The sequence below is a fragment of the Citrobacter koseri ATCC BAA-895 genome (assembly GCF_000018045.1).
Classification (GTDB): Bacteria; Pseudomonadota; Gammaproteobacteria; order Enterobacterales; family Enterobacteriaceae; genus Citrobacter_B; species Citrobacter_B koseri.
The window spans coordinates 1,044,508-1,060,495 of record NC_009792.1 but is presented as its reverse complement, the minus strand read 5'-3'; the positions used below and the strand labels follow the sequence as shown (position 1 = coordinate 1,060,495).

13 protein-coding genes are annotated in these 15,988 nt (G+C 54.9%); 4 read left to right on the top strand and 9 right to left on the bottom strand.

The window, feature by feature from the left end:
• Nucleotides 1-141: 141 nt before the first annotated feature.
• Genes flhE through flhB form a run of 3 tightly spaced genes read right to left on the bottom strand, consistent with a single transcriptional unit; the run spans nt 142 to nt 3,756 of the window.
• Nucleotides 142-534 carry a flagellar protein FlhE gene (gene flhE / locus CKO_RS04695; protein ID WP_012131977.1) on the bottom strand — a complete coding sequence of 131 codons (393 nt, stop codon included), beginning with the start codon at nt 532-534 and terminating at the stop codon, nt 142-144.
• Nucleotides 534-2,612, bottom strand: a complete 2,079-nt coding sequence (flhA, locus tag CKO_RS04690; protein ID WP_012131976.1) for a flagellar biosynthesis protein FlhA — start codon at nt 2,610-2,612, stop codon at nt 534-536. The genes flhE and flhA overlap by 1 nt, the downstream gene beginning before the upstream one ends.
• Nucleotides 2,605-3,756 (bottom strand): flagellar biosynthesis protein FlhB, encoded by a 1,152-nt coding sequence (flhB, locus tag CKO_RS04685; protein WP_012131975.1) that lies wholly within the window; start codon nt 3,754-3,756, stop codon nt 2,605-2,607. Before flhB ends, flhA begins: the two co-directional genes overlap by 8 nt.
• 510 nt (nt 3,757-4,266) lie before the next feature.
• On the opposite strand from flhB, the gene CKO_RS04680 reads away from it, so the two are divergent.
• The 4 genes from CKO_RS04680 (at nt 4,267) to CKO_RS04665 (ending at nt 9,383) form a co-directional block, all read left to right on the top strand.
• Complete coding sequence (locus CKO_RS04680) at nt 4,267-4,842, top strand: fimbrial protein (protein ID WP_012131973.1); 576 nt, start codon at nt 4,267-4,269, stop codon at nt 4,840-4,842.
• A gap of 149 nt (nt 4,843-4,991) precedes the next feature.
• The gene (locus CKO_RS04675; RefSeq protein ID WP_012131972.1) at nt 4,992-5,684 is read left to right on the top strand and encodes a fimbrial biogenesis chaperone; all 693 of its coding nucleotides are present in this window, start codon (nt 4,992-4,994) and stop codon (nt 5,682-5,684) included.
• A gap of 8 nt (nt 5,685-5,692) precedes the next feature.
• Nucleotides 5,693-8,236, top strand: a complete 2,544-nt coding sequence (locus CKO_RS04670) for a fimbria/pilus outer membrane usher protein (protein WP_048902384.1) — start codon at nt 5,693-5,695, stop codon at nt 8,234-8,236.
• Nucleotides 8,226-9,383 carry a fimbrial protein gene (locus tag CKO_RS04665; protein ID WP_024130251.1) on the top strand — a complete coding sequence of 386 codons (1,158 nt, stop codon included), beginning with the start codon at nt 8,226-8,228 and terminating at the stop codon, nt 9,381-9,383. Before CKO_RS04670 ends, CKO_RS04665 begins: the two co-directional genes overlap by 11 nt.
• Before the next feature lie 44 nt (nt 9,384-9,427).
• On the opposite strand, the gene cheZ is transcribed toward CKO_RS04665, so the two are convergent.
• From cheZ to tar, 6 genes are read right to left on the bottom strand one after another with little or no spacing between them, the layout of a single operon-like run.
• Entirely contained in the window at nt 9,428-10,072 is a 645-nt protein-coding gene (cheZ, locus tag CKO_RS04660; protein ID WP_012131968.1) for a protein phosphatase CheZ, read from the bottom strand.
• Between the two features lie 10 nt (nt 10,073-10,082).
• Entirely contained in the window at nt 10,083-10,472 is a 390-nt protein-coding gene (gene cheY / locus CKO_RS04655; RefSeq protein ID WP_012131967.1) for a chemotaxis response regulator CheY, read from the bottom strand.
• 16 nt (nt 10,473-10,488) lie between these two features.
• Complete coding sequence (gene cheB, locus CKO_RS04650; RefSeq protein ID WP_012131966.1) at nt 10,489-11,538, bottom strand: protein-glutamate methylesterase/protein glutamine deamidase; 1,050 nt, start codon at nt 11,536-11,538, stop codon at nt 10,489-10,491.
• Complete coding sequence (cheR, locus tag CKO_RS04645; RefSeq protein ID WP_024130250.1) at nt 11,535-12,401, bottom strand: protein-glutamate O-methyltransferase CheR; 867 nt, start codon at nt 12,399-12,401, stop codon at nt 11,535-11,537. Before cheR ends, cheB begins: the two co-directional genes overlap by 4 nt.
• Before the next feature lie 19 nt (nt 12,402-12,420).
• Nucleotides 12,421-14,022, bottom strand: a complete 1,602-nt coding sequence (gene tap / locus CKO_RS04640) for a methyl-accepting chemotaxis protein IV (RefSeq protein WP_048902383.1) — start codon at nt 14,020-14,022, stop codon at nt 12,421-12,423.
• 42 nt (nt 14,023-14,064) lie between these two features.
• Entirely contained in the window at nt 14,065-15,723 is a 1,659-nt protein-coding gene (tar, locus tag CKO_RS04635) for a methyl-accepting chemotaxis protein II (RefSeq protein ID WP_012131963.1), read from the bottom strand.
• Between the last annotated feature and the right edge of the window lie 265 nt (nt 15,724-15,988).

Genomic DNA, 15,988 nt, shown 5'->3' with positions numbered 1-15,988 from the left:
AGACGAGATGGCAAAAATACAAAGAGTCTGGCAACGCGCGTCACCGATTTATAAAACAGCGTTTCTATTGAATCAAAAGATGGGGTCAAAATTGTGAGGCAGCCAGCACGTTGTCTGCTGGCTGCTGTTGGCGCGGGGGAGTTAACGATAGTTTACAATCACCTGATTACGCTGCACTTTTAATGCGGGAATCAGTCGCCCGCCGCCCGGCACCTCCCACACGAAGCGCAACGGTTCAGCGGCAGGCACATTCGCGAACCCGTGGGTGGTTCCGCTCTGTCCGTCCAGCTCCACGCAACGGGACTGTGAACACAAACGCGCCCGAAGCCCCGCCGGCGTCGGGCCATTCAGTTCATAGCGCCAGGCGACCAGCGTCATTAAACCGGACACCGGCTGGCCTGACGACAATGGAGCAGACGACGCCGACACCCCACGATGGTTCAGGGTAATGCCGATACTGCTGGCCTGCCACGCCCCTTCTCCGGCGGCCTGTACCGCCAGCGGAAATAACAATAAACCGAGTAATTTACGCATTATTTCCCTCCAATTGTCGCCGTCATACGGATGTTGCGATTATCAGAAAGCTCCATGTTCGACAACACCACCAGCTGCGGCAAACTCCGGCGTAAAAAGCGCGACAGCAGCGGGCGTAGCGCGTGGTTCACCAGCAGAACCGGCGGCGCGCCCAGCATTTCCTGACGGGACAGCGCCTCCTGGGTTTGCGCCAGCAAGCGATCGGCCAGCCCCGGTTCAAGGCCGCCACCACCCTGTAACGCCTGCAACAGCAGGCGCTCCAGCGGAGTATCCAGCCCAATCACCTGCACTTCGTCATTGCCCGGGAACCACTGCTGCGTAATCGCCCTGCCCAGCGCCACACGCACCACGGCGGTTAATTCATGCGGATCGCTCTGCAACGGCGCATGTTCCGCCAGCGTTTCCAGAATTGTGCGCATATCACGGATCGGCACTTTTTCATCCAGCAGGTTCTGCAACACTTTATGCAGGGTCGTGAGCGTTACAACGCCAGGCACCAAATCTTCCGTCAGCTTTGGCATCTCTTGTGATACGCGATCCAGCAGTTGCTGCGCCTCCTGGCGACCAAACAACTCTGCGGCAAACTGACCAATCAAGTGGTTAAGATGCGTCGCCACGACGGTACTGGCTTCCACCACGGTGAAGCCCTGAATCTGCGCCTGCTCTTTCAGCGCGCTTTCGATCCAGATGGCGTCCAGGCCAAAAGCGGGATCAACCGTCTGTTCGCCCGGCAGCGTTCCCGCCGCCGTGCCAGGGTTAATCGCCAGCCAGCGCCCCGGATAGGCGTCGCCGCTGCCAATTTCTACCCCTTTCATCAGAATGCGATAGCGCGCTGGCTGTAAGTCCATATTGTCGCGAATGTGTACCACCGGCGGCAGGAAGCCCATATCCTGGGCAAACTTTTTACGAATACTGCGGATTCGCCCGAGCAGTTCGCCGTCCTGCTGGAAATCCACCATCGGGATCAGGCGGTAGCCCACCTCCATGCCCAGCGAATCTTCAAGTTGTACATCGTTCCAGGTGGCTTCAACTACTGAATTATTTTCCGGCATCTTGACGGCCTGCGGCTCTGCCGGTGGTTTTTGTTCACGCCCGCGCAGCCACCAGGCAAGGCCCAATAGCGCCGCCGTAAACATCAGGAACACCAGGTTTGGCATCCCCGGCACCAGACCAAGCAGGCCGAGAACCGATGCGCTGAGCAGCATCACGCTCGGGTTGCTGAACAGTTGCCCCACCATCTGTTCGCCCACATCCTGGTCGGTGCTCACGCGGGTGACGATAACGCCCGCCGCCGTAGAGATCACCAGCGCCGGGATTTGCGCCACCAGGCCGTCGCCGATCGTCAGCAGGGTGTAACTTTCCGCCGCGTGCCCCATGTCCATCCCGTGTTGCAGAACCCCCACCAGCAGGCCGCCCACGATGTTAATGACCATGATTAAGATACCGGCGATGGCATCCCCGCGCACAAACTTACTCGCACCGTCCATTGACCCGTAGAAATCCGCTTCCTGCGTCACTTCAGCACGACGTTTTTTCGCTTCATCTTCGCCAATCAGACCAGCGTTCAGGTCGGCGTCGATCGCCATCTGTTTACCGGGCATCCCGTCCAGCACAAAACGCGCGCCCACTTCCGCGATACGCCCGGCGCCCTTGGTGATAACCATAAAGTTGATGATGACGAGAATGACGAACACCACGATACCGATCGCAAAGTTGCCGCCGACCAGGAAGTGACCAAACGCCTCGACCACCTTCCCCGCCGCCGCTGCGCCGGTATGCCCTTCCATCAGGATGATACGGGTTGACGCCACGTTCAGCGCCAGGCGCAACAGCGTGGTGAAAAGCAATATTGTCGGGAATGCGGCAAATTCCAGCGTGCGCTGGGTGAACATCGCCACCAACAGCACCATGATCGACAGCGCGATATTAAAGGTGAACAGCAGGTCGAGGATGAAGGCGGGCAGCGGCAGCACCATCATCGACAAAATCAGCAGGATGAGGATCGGCCCGGCAAGAATTTGCCATTGCGTGGATTTCAGGTTGCTGGGCAGGCGCAGCATCGCGACCAGATTAGCCATCAGTATTCTTCTCGTTCATAAAATCCAGTGCTTCAGGCACAGGAAGATTTTCAGGTTGTGGAGGACGTTGCCCACCGGCAAGACGCCAGCGTTTGAGCTGCCATACCCATGCCAGCACTTCTGCCACTGCGGCATAGAGCTGGCCGGGGATTTGCTGACCAATTTCAGCATGCCGATACAAGGCGCGCGCCAGCGGGGGCGCTTCTAAGGTCGGCACCCGATGTTCCGCGCCGATTTCGCGAATGCGCAGCGCCACCAGTCCCGCGCCTTTGGCGACCACTTTTGGCGCACTCATTTTGTTTTCGTCGTACTGCAACGCAACCGAGTAATGCGTCGGGTTAGTCACGATAACATCCGCTTTGGGCACATCTTCCATCATGCGCCGCTGCGCAGCCGCACGCTGCATCTGGCGAATTTTCCCTTTGATGTGCGGATCGCCTTCACTCTCTTTAAATTCATCGCGAATATCTTTACGCGACATCCGCAGTTTCTTCAGGTGGCTGAAGATCTGGAAGACGACGTCAAACGCCACCATCGGAATCACGCCCAGTACAACCAGAAGCGCGCACAGCCCGACTAAATCAAGCGCGTTGCCCATCGCCGTAACCGGAGATTCCGCCATCAGGCGCATCATCTCCGGCCAGTGATGCCAGAGATAAAATCCAGCCACGCTTCCCACCAGCGTCGATTTCAGGATTGCTTTCAGCAGTTCCGCGCCGGTCTGGGCGGAGAACATGCGTTTAATCCCCGATAGCGGATTCAGTTTTGAAAATTTGGGTTGCAGTGATTTACCGCTGAAAATCAGGCCGCCGAGCATGACCGGCGAGATCAGCGCGACCAGCACAACGCCGGTGATGAGCGGCAGCAACGCAATCATCGCCTCTTTAATCAGCAAAATAATCTGCCCGAGGATCAAATTGGGGTCGTTCACCATGCTGTGATCGAAACGCAGCCCAGCCGACAACATCCCCGCCAGGCGACGCGCCAGCGACTCACCGCCGATCCAGATAATGCAAACGCCCACCAGCAAAATCAGCAGTGAGGTCAACTCCTTCGATCGGGGGACTTGCCCTTCCTCCCGCGCTTTTTCAAGTCGGTGGGGTGTGGGGGCTTCTGTTTTGTCGTCGTCGCTCTCTTCTGCCACTGCATACGCCTGCTGCCATTACGTTGCATCGATCATGCCAGAACACGCCGCAGTCAATAGGCGGAATAGCCCCCATAACGCCCTCTTTTTGTCTTGTTTGTCAGCAAGCGGATTTTCTCTGCCGGTCAGGCGTCTTATTTTCGGAATAAGGGAAGTGGGTTCACATTTCATTGACATAAAATACAATGAGCATTTATATAAACCTGTATTACGGAGGTTAATTTCGCCTTCTGCCATCAAGATTAAAGAAGTCTTTAAAATATATTACCTGGTTTTCATTTCTTCAATTTATCTTTTCACCAGAGAAAAAATACTTTATTACAATATTTATGCACAGAAAGCAGGCGACACTGACGGTATAATAGCCTTCATTGATTCACAGAATATATTTTAAATTCACACATATAGATATAATTTAATATTGACCCCGTTTTCTATTTGCAATAAATTCACCCCATCTGAAACTGAACAATTTCATATCATGGATATCACCGTTAAGGAACTACAGTTATGAACGCAAGAGGACATATTATATCAGGCGCACTGCTGGCACTGGCGTCAACGGGAACCTTCGCCGCCGAACTGAATGCCGGTACGATTCACTTCACAGGACAAATTATCGAACCCAGTTGTGAGATTCAGGGCGATGATGGAACGAACAGCACCGTGCCATTAGGTACTTACCCCACCTCGCTTTTTTCCACTCCAGGAACAGAATCAACGCTTGCCCCCTTTTCCATTGTATTAGTGGATTGCCCACTTAAAAGCGATGGTCTGCCCGCCGTTCAGTTAACGTTTAACGGGACAACCGCCCTGACAGGTTCTTCGACATTACTAGATGTCAGTAAAATCACTACCGCCGGAGATACGGCGGCAACAGGGGTCGGTATTGCCGTTAGCCCGGAAAATAAAGACACGCAACTCATTACAATGGATGGTGGAGAAGGACAGGTGTTTATCGAATTACCCACTCTGACGGGCGACTCTGTTCAGGCGAATTTCAATGCCCGTTATAAATCATTCGCGCAAACCGTCACTGCGGGCCCGGCCGATGCGGACATGACCGTAAATATACTTTATCGTTAATAACCTGACTTTACTCATTGATAAAATCCATAGCATCTTCTGGCATTAACAGATTTATTTCAGGAAGGCGAATCTGATAATAGTCCGAAAATGGACCCGGACTATTATCTCCCCCGCTTTTATATGTCCACTTAATATAAGTTAAGGTTATGCGTACTGTATCTCAGGTTTTATTATGCCTCCCTGTAATATTAACATCATTTAGCCATGCCGCTGGAATTCAGGTTGGCCGCACGCGCATTATCTATGACGCAGGAAAAAAAGAGGTCGCCCTTCCGCTGGTCAATAAAGAGAAGGAACTGCCGTGGCTGATCCAGTCATGGTCTGATACCGGCGACGGTAAAACGCGTGGGCCTTTTATTGTCACGCCGCCACTGTTCCGTCTTGACCCGCAGAAAGAACAAAGCCTGCGTATTGCCTGGAATGGAACCGCGCTTCCCACAGACCGGGAATCCCTGTTCTACATGAATGTGCGCACAATTCCCGGTACGGCCAAAGAAGACGATGATAAAAACGTGTTGCGTCTGATTTACAAAACGCGTCTGAAATTGTTCTGGCGTCCGAAGGGCTTGCAAGGTACGCCCACCGAGACCTGCAAGAACCTGCATTTTGTTCGTCGCGGCGAAATGTTAACGGTGGTCAATGAAGGCGCGTTTCACAGCATCTTTGACAGTCTGCTGCTCGGCAACACCAGACTTGAGAAAGCCGATATGGTCACTCCCAGGTCCAGCGTGCAAATCCCGGTGCCGAAAAGCGCCTCGGGAAACACCGTTAGCTGGCGTTGCATTACGGATTACGGCAACGCCTCTGACAAATATACTGTCACTCTGGCTCGGGATTAAACCACCTTATGGCTTTTGGCCCACCTCTTTTACGTCAGCGTCTCACCCCACTGGTGCGTTGCCTTGGCGGTATGTTGCTGGTCTCTTCCTGTGTCGCGAACGCGCGCGAGTATCGCTTTTCGCCTTCTGCGCTGGAGGGGAATATGCTGACGCAGCAGGATATCGATCTTTCCTTATTTTCTAAATCCAGTGCGCAATTGCCCGGCGTTTACGCTTCCCGGGTCATGATTAACGATGTGCGCCTGGATGATGCGGATATCACCTACCTCGGCACGCCTGGCGGCGAACTGACGCCGCAGCTCACGCCGGATATGCTAAGAAAATGGGGCGTGGCGGTCGATAAATATCCTGAATTAGCCGCACTCAATGCGGCGAAGCCACTGCCTGAACCGTTGAGCGCGTATATCCCACAGGCGCTGGCAACGCTCGATTTCTCCGTTATGACGCTGCGCCTTAGCATCCCGCAGGCCGCCATTGCCGGTACGGGTAAAGGCTATATTGATCCGTCACGCTGGGATGACGGCGTCCCCGTCGCCTTTGTCGACTACGCCTTTTCCGGTTCACAAAACCAGGACGACACGCAAAACAACACCACTAACCAGTACCTGAATATGCGCAGCGGCACCAATATTGGCGGCTGGCGGCTGCGCAATTACGCCACCTGGAGCGACACTGACGGCAGCCATCACTGGGAAACCATCAACACCTATTTGCAGCACGATATTGACGCCCTGAAAGCGCAGTTTACCGGGGGAGAAAGCAACACCCGGGGCGACGTTTTTGACAGTCTGCAATACCGTGGCGTCAATATCGCCTCTGATGAAGAGATGCTGCCTTACAGCCAGCGCGGCTACGCGCCGGTGATTCGCGGCATCGCCAGCTCCAACGCCGAAGTGTCGGTACGTCAGAACGGTTATCTCATCTATCAGCAAAACGTCGCGCCCGGCGCATTTGAAATTAACGACCTTTATTCCACGACCAACAGCGGCGATCTGGAAGTCACGGTAAAAGAGGCCGATGGCACAGAGCGCCACTTTACCCAGCCTTATTCCAGCGTCGCCGTGATGCAGCGTCCTGGGCATATGAAATATGAAGTTACTGCGGGTCGCTATCGCGCAGACAGCGGAAGCGAACAAAATGAACCGGACTTCGTGCAGGGTAGCCTCATTTATGGCCTGAACAATAGCGTCACGCTGTTCGGCGGCGTAACCGCCGCGCAGGATTATCAGGCGATGAACAGCGGAGCTGGCCTCTCCCTTGGCATCGTCGGGTCGCTTTCCGCCGATGTGACGCTGGCGAAAACCCGGCTTGATGATGACACTCAGCACACCGGCCAGTCTTATCGCCTGCTCTACTCCGGGAAAATTGACACCACGGAGACGAACTTTACGCTGGCCAGCTATCGCTACTCTACCCGTGGTTATTACAGTTTCGCCGACGCGAATCAAAAGTACGACGATCATGAAGATGATCTGCTGTTTCGCTTTAACAAACGCAACCGGATTCAGGCCAGCATAAGCCAGAACGTGTCCGGCGCCAGCCTTTACCTGAACGGTTATCAGCAGGATTACTGGGGCACCGCCTACAAAGAGCGCAGTATTTCGGCGGGCCTGAATACCACGATTAAAAATATCAGCATCCACCTTGCTTATACCTACAGCAAAAGCAACGGCGAAGAGAGCGACCAGATGATCGCCTTCGGCTTCAGCGTGCCGTTAAGTCAGTGGCTACCGGGGGCCTGGAGCAGCTATAACATCAGCAATAACAAGCATGGCTACACCCAGCAAAATATCGGGTTAAACGGTACGCTGCTGGACGATGAACGCCTGAATTACGCCTTCCAGCAGAGCCATTCCAACCATGACGGCGCAGACACCAGCAGCGTATACGGTAGCTATCGCTCACAATATGCCAACCTCAATGCGGGTTACTACACCTCCTCTGACGATACGCAGCGCTTGAGTTACGGCGTCAGCGGTGCGATTGTCGCCCATCCACACGGCGTCACGCTGGCTCAGCCTTTAGGCAGTCAGTTTGCTATCGTCAACGCCAACGGCGCATCGGGCGTACGCTTCCAAAACCAGCGCGGCATTCAGACTGACTGGCAAGGCAACGCCATCATCCCGTCATTAAGCCCCTATCAGGAAAACCGGATTCGCGTCGACACCAGCAGCCTGCCGGAGGACGTTGATACCAGTGAAACCGCCGTGACGGTGATTCCTTCGCGCAATGCCGCTGTTTCCGCCGCTTTTGATGCGCATGTCGGCTATCGCACGCTCATAAAATTAACCCGCCCGAATGGCATGACGGTGCCTTTTGGCGCGATGGCGACGGTCGACGCCCTCGCCATCAGCGGCATCGTGGATGATACGGGCACGCTCTACCTGGCCGGGGTCGCCGACGACGTTCAGTTAAGCGTCAAATGGGGAAATTCACAGGTTCAACAATGCACAGCCCACATAACGCTGAATCGCGAACACCACGCGGTCAGCCCGACCGGCATCCATTACCTCAGCGCGATTTGTCAGCAGGAACCGCAAAATGTTAAGTAAAATGGGAAAATACGCACGTCTTTCATTGTCCGCAGCAGGTCTTTGCCTGATGGCGTCCGCAACAGCCCAGGCCGCGACCATTCTGCGTGACTGCTTTACCGCGCCACAGTATTACAGCGTCACGTTCAGCAACGAAATCAACGCAAACGACAACACGGCCAACAATATTGTTAAATTTGATGAGCATATTGTCGGGAACGGCGTTGAAATGGCGGCAAACTGCACATGCCCTGGCAATGTGTTTGAATCAACGGCAATAATGGAATTGACGCTGGCCGGAAGCCCGCTTAATGCCGGTATCGCCGGGTACGGTTATCTGACTGAAAACATAGATATTGATGTTGCAGGTTATAGCGATGCCGTTAATTCTCTGGACGGTACCGGCCTGATTCAGATCAGCATTAACCAGTATCCGACGCCGGTGTCGTCGATGGGGAAAGTGATCGAGTCAATGAAACCCACCGAAGGTTCCGCCAGCGTCTGTAGCGACAGCACCCATCCTGGCGCGCCCGCCCCCGCGAAGCGAACGTTCAGATGGAATGTTATCGCCGCCACGTTTTATATCAAAAAGCCCATTCTCGGTATCGAAGTCATTCCCCCAACGATACTCGTGCAAAACTACGCCTGTCTCTATTTTGACTCAGGAAGCTGCGACGCTGGCAGCGCACAGCACGTATCAAATATCTGGCTGAGTGGCTCACTCTCTGCCCCGCTGAGCTGTACGATTAATGCCGGAAGCACCATTGAGGTTGATCTGGGGAAAATTGTGAGTAAACAGTTTGTCACCAGGGGTCAGCCTCCCGAAGGCTACGCCCTGAAAAACGTTGATATCTCTTACCACTGCGACGGCAACGCCGTGGGAAATACCGACAGAATCAAGCTAACGCTCAGCGCCGACCAGGGGGTTGTAGACAGCAGCGATCCCCTGATAGCCAAAATGCTCGGCAGAGACGACCTGGGAGTGAGAATCTTTAATGAGGACAACCAAAATGTTGCGCTGGACGGCACCTTTGAATTTCCGGTGACGATGGATGAGCAAGGTAACGGCGCGGTACGCATCAAAGCCGCACCGGTGAGCACGACCAGCGCAACGCCAGCGCCCGGCGAATTTGAGGGCAATGTGACGGTAAAAATGGATCTGCGCTAAACGTTCCTCAGGTTGTCGGCACAACCTGAGGATACCTTACCGCATCAGAACCCGAGACTATCCAGCAGGTCATCCACCTGATCCTGGCTAGCGACAACGCCGGCTTTGGTGGTGTCGACCTGTGGGCCATTGAGCAGGCTTTCATTCTCGCGTTTCGGACGTGAATTTTGCTCAGGGATGTTTTCCAGCAATACCATCAGCAGCTGGCGTTCGATCTCCTGGATCACATCCATCATGCGCTTGATAACCTGACCGGTGAGATCCTGGAAATCTTGCGCCATCATGATGTCCAGCAGTTGCGCATTGGTGAAGCTGGTATGCCCCGGCACATCACCGAGGAATTTACGCGTATCCGTAACCAGTTCGCGGGCGTCGGCGAGTTCAATCGGGTTTTCGAACCACTCATCCCAGCGTTTGGTCAGCGCTTTGGCGCCCTTCTCCATTTCATCCTGGTGTGGCTGAGAGGCTTCAACGCTGTTCAGCGCACGTTCCGCCGCCTGCGCCGTCATCTGTACAACATAGTCCAGACGATCGCGCGCGTCAGGAATTGCTTCCGCCGCTTCTGCTATCGCCTGATCCAGCCCCAGTTCACGCAGGCTGTCACGCAGCATTCGGGTCAGACTGCCGATGCGCGCAATGATGTCCCCTGCTGAATGCTCATCAACAGGTTTAATTTGTGGTTGCATCATACTCAGACCCTCACATGCCCAGTTTCTCAAAGATTTTGTTGAGTTTCTCTTCCAGCGTCGCCGCAGTGAACGGTTTCACCACATAGCCGCTGGCACCCGCCTGCGCAGCCGCGATAATGTTCTCTTTCTTCGCTTCTGCGGTCACCATCAGCACCGGCAATGACGCCATTGCGCCATCAGCGCGAATCGTTTTCAGCAGTTCCAGACCGTCCATGTTGGGCATGTTCCAGTCAGAAATTACGAAGTCAAAGCCGCTTGCCTGCAATTTGTTCAGTGCGTCAACGCCATCTTCGGCCTCTTCGACGTTATTGAAACCCAGCTCTTTTAGCAGGTTGCGCACGATGCGACGCATGGTGGAAAAGTCATCCACAACCAGAAATCTGAGCTCTTTGTCCGCCATAAAAAAATACTCCTCGTTAAATACGTATTGCCTGTCCGGCACTGATTTTCGCCAGCATCTGCTGGCTTACCTGGCTAAGATCGACCACTTCGCTCACGCCACCCATATTGATGGCCTCGCGCGGCATGCCGAACACCACACAACTTGCTTCGTTTTGCGCGATAGTCCAGGCGCCAGCCTGGTGCATCGCTAACATTCCGGCCGCGCCATCGTTGCCCATACCGGTAAGGATGACCCCTACCGCATTGCGCCCCGCATGTTTCGCGACCGAATGAAACAGCACATCCACTGACGGGCGATGGCGGTTAACCGGCGGCCCGTCATGAATTTTGATTTGATAGTTCGCCCCGCTGCGCGTCAGTTCCATATGCTTGTCGCCGGGGGCGATGTAGGCATGGCCAGGCAACACGCGTTCGCCGTCTTCCGCCTCTTTCACGCTAATCTGGCAGAGCTTATTTAACCGCTCGGCAAACGAACGGGTAAAACCGGGCGGCATATGCTGGGTGATGATCACCGCCGGACTGGAAAGCGGCAGCGGTTGCAGCACATGACGTATGGCCTCGGTTCCCCCCGTCGAGGCACCAATCGCGATCAGTTTTTCAGAACTGAGCAGCGGCCCCGCTTTTAGCGTCACAGGCGCAGCCATCGGCTTATGCGCCGCCAGGCGAGCGCGTGACGCGGTGCGGACTTTCTCTGCGATCATCTCGCTGTACGCCAGCATCCCCTCGCGAATGCCCAACTGAGGCTTGGTGACAAAATCAATCGCCCCCAGTTCCAGCGCACGCAGTGTCACCTCTGAACCTTTCCCGGTCAGAGAGGAGACCATAACCACCGGCATCGGACGCAGGCGCATCAGTTTCTCAAGAAAATCGAGACCGTCCATGCGCGGCATTTCCACATCCAGCGTCAGCACATCGGGGTTATATTTTTTGATTAAATCCCTGGCAACCAGCGGATCGGGCGCCGTCGCCACCATTTCCATATCGCTATGGCTGTTAATAATTTCGGTCATGATTTGGCGCATCAGCGCTGAATCGTCAACCGACAACACCCTGATTTTACTCATGCTTTGTCCTTACTTAGCGCATACACCGTCTGTCCGCGCAGGCTAAAGTCGCGCACGAGGTTGCTAAAGTTTTCTGAGTGACCCGCAAACAGCAGTCCGTCAGGCTTAAGGAGTGGAACAAAACGACGCAGAATGTCCTGCTGCGTTGTTTTATCAAAATAGATCATGACGTTACGGCAAAATATCGCGTCGAATGGCCCAGGAACGTTGTACTGTTTATCCAGCAGGTTGATGGTGGAAAACTCAACGTAATTAGCCAGTTCCTGTCGCACGCGCACCAGCCCTTCATGCGGGCCTGTACCGCGCATGAAATAACGCTGCAACTGTTGTGGCGACAGCGTTTTCAACTCGTCCTGACGGTAAATCCCGCTTCTCGCCTTTTCCAGTACTTCGGTGTCGATATCGCTGGCGAAAACTTTCCAGCGCCCCGGCGCCATCCCTAAGGCATCCGCCAGCGTAATGGCGATGCTGTAGGGTTCCTCTCCGGTAGAGGCCGCCGCGCTCCACACACGGTATTCCCCGTTGCGGCGACGCGCGTGATCCGCCAGTACCGGGAAGTGATGCGCTTCACGGAAGAAGGCCGTCAGGTTAGTGGTCAATGAGTTAATAAAAGCCTGCCACTCAGCGCTGTTCTGGTTGGCTTCCAGCATGCTGAGATAACGGCCGAAATCATCCAGCCCCAGCGTTCTCAGGCGACGAACCAGGCGGTTGTAAACCATATCCCGCTTGTGGTCCGCCAGCACGATTCCCGCGCGCTGGTAGATTAATTGACATATCCGACGAAAATGCGCGTCAGACAGCGCGAGGCGCTGTGTCATCTGTAACAATAATGACGTTTGCCCGGTGGGCAGCGATGATGTCATAGCGCCTTCTCAATCACATTCAGGATACAACGGGTACCGCTTGCGGCGGCGCCGACTCTTGTTGTGTTACGACTTGCTCTTCAAGCTTAAATACCGCGACACGGGCAGAGAGATGGTCTGCCTGGTTCGCTAACTGATCGGTGGCGGCGGCAGCTTCTTCGACAAGCGCGGCGTTTTGTTGCGTCACCTGATCCATCTGGCTGACGGCTTGCGCCACCTGCTCAATTCCTCTGCGCTGTTCATCGGAGGCCGAGGCGATTTCGCCCATAATGTCGTTCACCTGGGTTACCGAACTGACGATCTCCGTCATGGTATTCGCGGCGGTGTCCACCAGTTGCGATCCCTGATGCACACGGTTTACGGACTCCTCAATCAATCCTTTAATCTCTTTGGCCGCCTGCGCGCTGCGGCTCGCCAGGTTACGCACTTCGCCTGCGACAACGGCAAAACCGCGCCCCTGCTCACCGGCCCGCGCCGCTTCGACCGCCGCATTCAGCGCCAGAATATTGGTCTGAAACGCAATGCTGTCGATAACGCCGATGATGTCGCCAATTTTCTGCGAACTGGCGGCAATATCCTGCATTGTGCTGGCCATACGCGAAGCCTGGTCGCCGCCTTTTTTCGCGGTATCCGCCGCGCTTTTCGCCAGACCGGAGGCCTGACGGGCGTTATCGGCGTTCTGCCCGACCGTTGCCGTTAGCTGCTCCATACTGGCTGCGGTTTGCGCCAGCGACGCCGCCTGCTGTTCGGTACGCGACGACAGATCGTTATTGCCCATCGCGATTTCCGAAATGCCGGTATGCATCGCTAAACTGCCCTGCCGCACGTCGCTGACCGTTTCGCGCAGCGCCTGCTGCATGGCCTTCAGGCTGGCGAAAATAGCGGAAATCTCGTTGCGCCCATACACGGCGATCGGCCGCGCCAGGTTTCCGTCCGCAATGCTGTCAAAATGGCTGCCGATAATCGCCAACGGCTGAACAATCATTTTGCGTGACCAGAACAGCGCCCCGGTGGTTAATAACGCGGCGACGACCACCATCGTGATAAAAATGATCGCCGAGCGGTGATAATTGTCTTTTCCCTGTTCGCTGGCCGTCTCCAGAACACGGTTAATATCCTGCTGCCAGGTCGTGACGTTGGCGTCAAAGGCGTCCTGCGATGCCTGTACCGGCGCGGTCAGAAAATCCGACAGCTGGTTGCTTTCAAGCCAGGTGGCCTGATGCTCCAGATCGCTATACCACTGCGTATAACTTTTTTCCGTGGCGGCCTGTAACGCTTTCCCCTCTTCCGTACTCGCCTCTGTCGCCATAAAACCTTTAAACACAACGCCGGACTGCGCCAGGCTTTCCCGGGCGGTGGTCATCAGCTGTTTGATATCCTCGGGTGGATAGCTCAGCGCGGTTAACGTCCCGGCTTTATTCAGCGCGGTACTGGCCTGTAATAAAACGGCGCGTGTTTGCGCCAATGCTGCACGTTGCTGATTACTCTGCTCGACCTGGTTCAGACTCTGAAAACCATCGCGAAATGCCCAAAAGGACAAGCCATTACTGCCAATCTGCAAAACACCGCAGAGGATCAAGATTAAAAACAGCGTGGTCGAGATTCGAATACGATTAAACATCAACGCTCCCATTAGGCGGCAAAGGCCACGATTAAAAGACGATCAAAATGTTTCCCAGTGAGTATCTTGTTCAGTTGCAAGCTGGCGTGGTTGCGCTGTACGCGGCGCCGCTGCGGTTGTATTCAGGTCTGTTTTTACGGTTAATGGACGAGATGCCAGACGAAACGCGGATACCGCCATCGTTAAACGGCTGGCCTGCTCTTCAAGCGCGGCCGCTGCGGCCGCCGACTCCTGCACCAGCGAGGCGTTCTGCTGCGTGACGCGATCCATCTCAGAGACGGCCAGCGCCACCTGATCGATCCCGCGGCTTTGCTCATCGGAAGCCGACGCGATTTCACCCATGATGTCCGTCACGCGGGTCACGGCGTTGACAATGTCTCTCATCGTTTCACCGGCGCTTTCCACCAGTACGGAGCCGGTATCCACCCGCGAAACGGAATCTTCAATGAGCGCTTTGATCTCTTTCGCCGCCTGCGCGCTGCGGCTTGCCAGGTTACGCACTTCCCCTGCCACCACCGCAAACCCGCGCCCTTGCTCCCCGGCGCGCGCGGCTTCAACCGCAGCGTTCAGCGCCAGAATATTGGTCTGGAATGCAATGCCGTCGATAACGCTGATGATGTCGGCGATTTTCTTCGAGCTGTCGGCAATTTCATGCATGGTGTTGACCACGCCATCCACCACTTTCCCACCGTGTTGCGCAGTGTCGGAGGCGCTTTGCGCCAGGTGCGACGCCTGACGGGCGTTGTCGGCATTCTGTTTCACCGTCGCGGTGAGCTGTTCCATGCTGGCAGCCGTTTCTTCCAGCGCCGACGCCTGCTGCTCGGTGCGGGAGGAAAGATCGGTGTTGCCCGTAGCGATTTCGCTGGTGCCGGAATAGATGGCGTCAGACCCTTCACGTACCTGAGTCACCGTCTCAATCAGCGAACGCTGCATATGATCAACGGTTCCCGCCAGTTCACCGATCTCATTGCGCCCGGAGACGGTCAGCGTATTGGTCAGGTTACCGCTGGCGATGTCACGAATATGGGCAATCACTCGCGCCAGCGGATTCAGCAAGGTATGACGAATGCCGTACCACACCACAACCAGAATCAGCACCAGGACAACCGCCAGAATACCCAATTGCCACTGGGCAAAATGGTAGTCACGCGCGCTCTCATCAAACGCCTTGCTGTACAGTTTTTCGCTCACGCCAGCGTATTTGCCCAGCGCTTCGCCAAGTGCGTTCTGCATCCCCTGGGTTGGCTGCGCGAAGTAGGCATCCATGTTGCCGTTTTCGAGGAACTGAACCAGTTCCGCCAGCGCCGCATGGTATTGCTGGTATTTTTCATCCACATTGCCGCTGGCTTCCGCCATCTCCGGCAGCGGATTGATATTTTTGAAGTTGGCATAATGCGTTGCCGCCTGCTCCAGCGTGCTTTTGGCGTTTTTCAGCAGGTCGTTTTTCGCGCTGCTCTGCTGATTAGAGGCATCCATCATCATGCGGGCCGAAGAACGGCTCAGGTTAATACGCGTTTGCAGCATGAGATCCCATGTCGAGGTCAGTTCGCTCTGCTGCTGGCGTAAATCATTTGAAATAACAAAACTTTGCTGGTTCTGCTGTAATGACGAAAACAACAGACCACCGGAAACAAGCTGTAGCAGTGCGAAAACCCCCAGCACCATCATCAGCATTGTGACAACGCGGATACGGTTAAACATAAGGCACCTTCCTGAAAACGAGTTATCAACGTTATCGGCACCAGAGAAGAGAACTTTACATTTGCGAAAAGGAAATAGAAGCAGGAAGCGCCGATCGACGGATCGCGGCTGGCGGTTTTGGGGCGGCAACCAGACATTGACAGAAAAACATCATTATTATCATTATATTAACATTCATCACCCTCCTGGACAGTTTGCATTTTGCCGACAAAAACGATTCTTATGTGACTCCGATCACATAAGCACAGCCGTCAGAACACAACAA

What these genes read in the sequence shown, in the direction of transcription:
- cheZ (WP_012131968.1), bottom strand. Translation starts at nt 10,072, where the DNA reads ATGATGCAACCACAAATTAAACCTGTTGATGAGCATTCAGCAGGGGAC.
- cheY (WP_012131967.1), bottom strand. Translation starts at nt 10,472, where the DNA reads ATGGCGGACAAAGAGCTCAGATTTCTGGTTGTGGATGACTTTTCCACC.
- CKO_RS04675 (WP_012131972.1), top strand. Translation starts at nt 4,992, where the DNA reads ATGCGTACTGTATCTCAGGTTTTATTATGCCTCCCTGTAATATTAACA.
- flhE (WP_012131977.1), bottom strand. Translation starts at nt 534, where the DNA reads ATGCGTAAATTACTCGGTTTATTGTTATTTCCGCTGGCGGTACAGGCC.
- cheR (WP_024130250.1), bottom strand. Translation starts at nt 12,401, where the DNA reads ATGACATCATCGCTGCCCACCGGGCAAACGTCATTATTGTTACAGATG.
- CKO_RS04670 (WP_048902384.1), top strand. Translation starts at nt 5,693, where the DNA reads ATGGCTTTTGGCCCACCTCTTTTACGTCAGCGTCTCACCCCACTGGTG.
- flhA (WP_012131976.1), bottom strand. Translation starts at nt 2,612, where the DNA reads ATGGCTAATCTGGTCGCGATGCTGCGCCTGCCCAGCAACCTGAAATCC.
- cheB (WP_012131966.1), bottom strand. Translation starts at nt 11,538, where the DNA reads ATGAGTAAAATCAGGGTGTTGTCGGTTGACGATTCAGCGCTGATGCGC.
- CKO_RS04665 (WP_024130251.1), top strand. Translation starts at nt 8,226, where the DNA reads ATGTTAAGTAAAATGGGAAAATACGCACGTCTTTCATTGTCCGCAGCA.
- tap (WP_048902383.1), bottom strand. Translation starts at nt 14,022, where the DNA reads ATGTTTAATCGTATTCGAATCTCGACCACGCTGTTTTTAATCTTGATC.
- tar (WP_012131963.1), bottom strand. Translation starts at nt 15,723, where the DNA reads ATGTTTAACCGTATCCGCGTTGTCACAATGCTGATGATGGTGCTGGGG.
- CKO_RS04680 (WP_012131973.1), top strand. Translation starts at nt 4,267, where the DNA reads ATGAACGCAAGAGGACATATTATATCAGGCGCACTGCTGGCACTGGCG.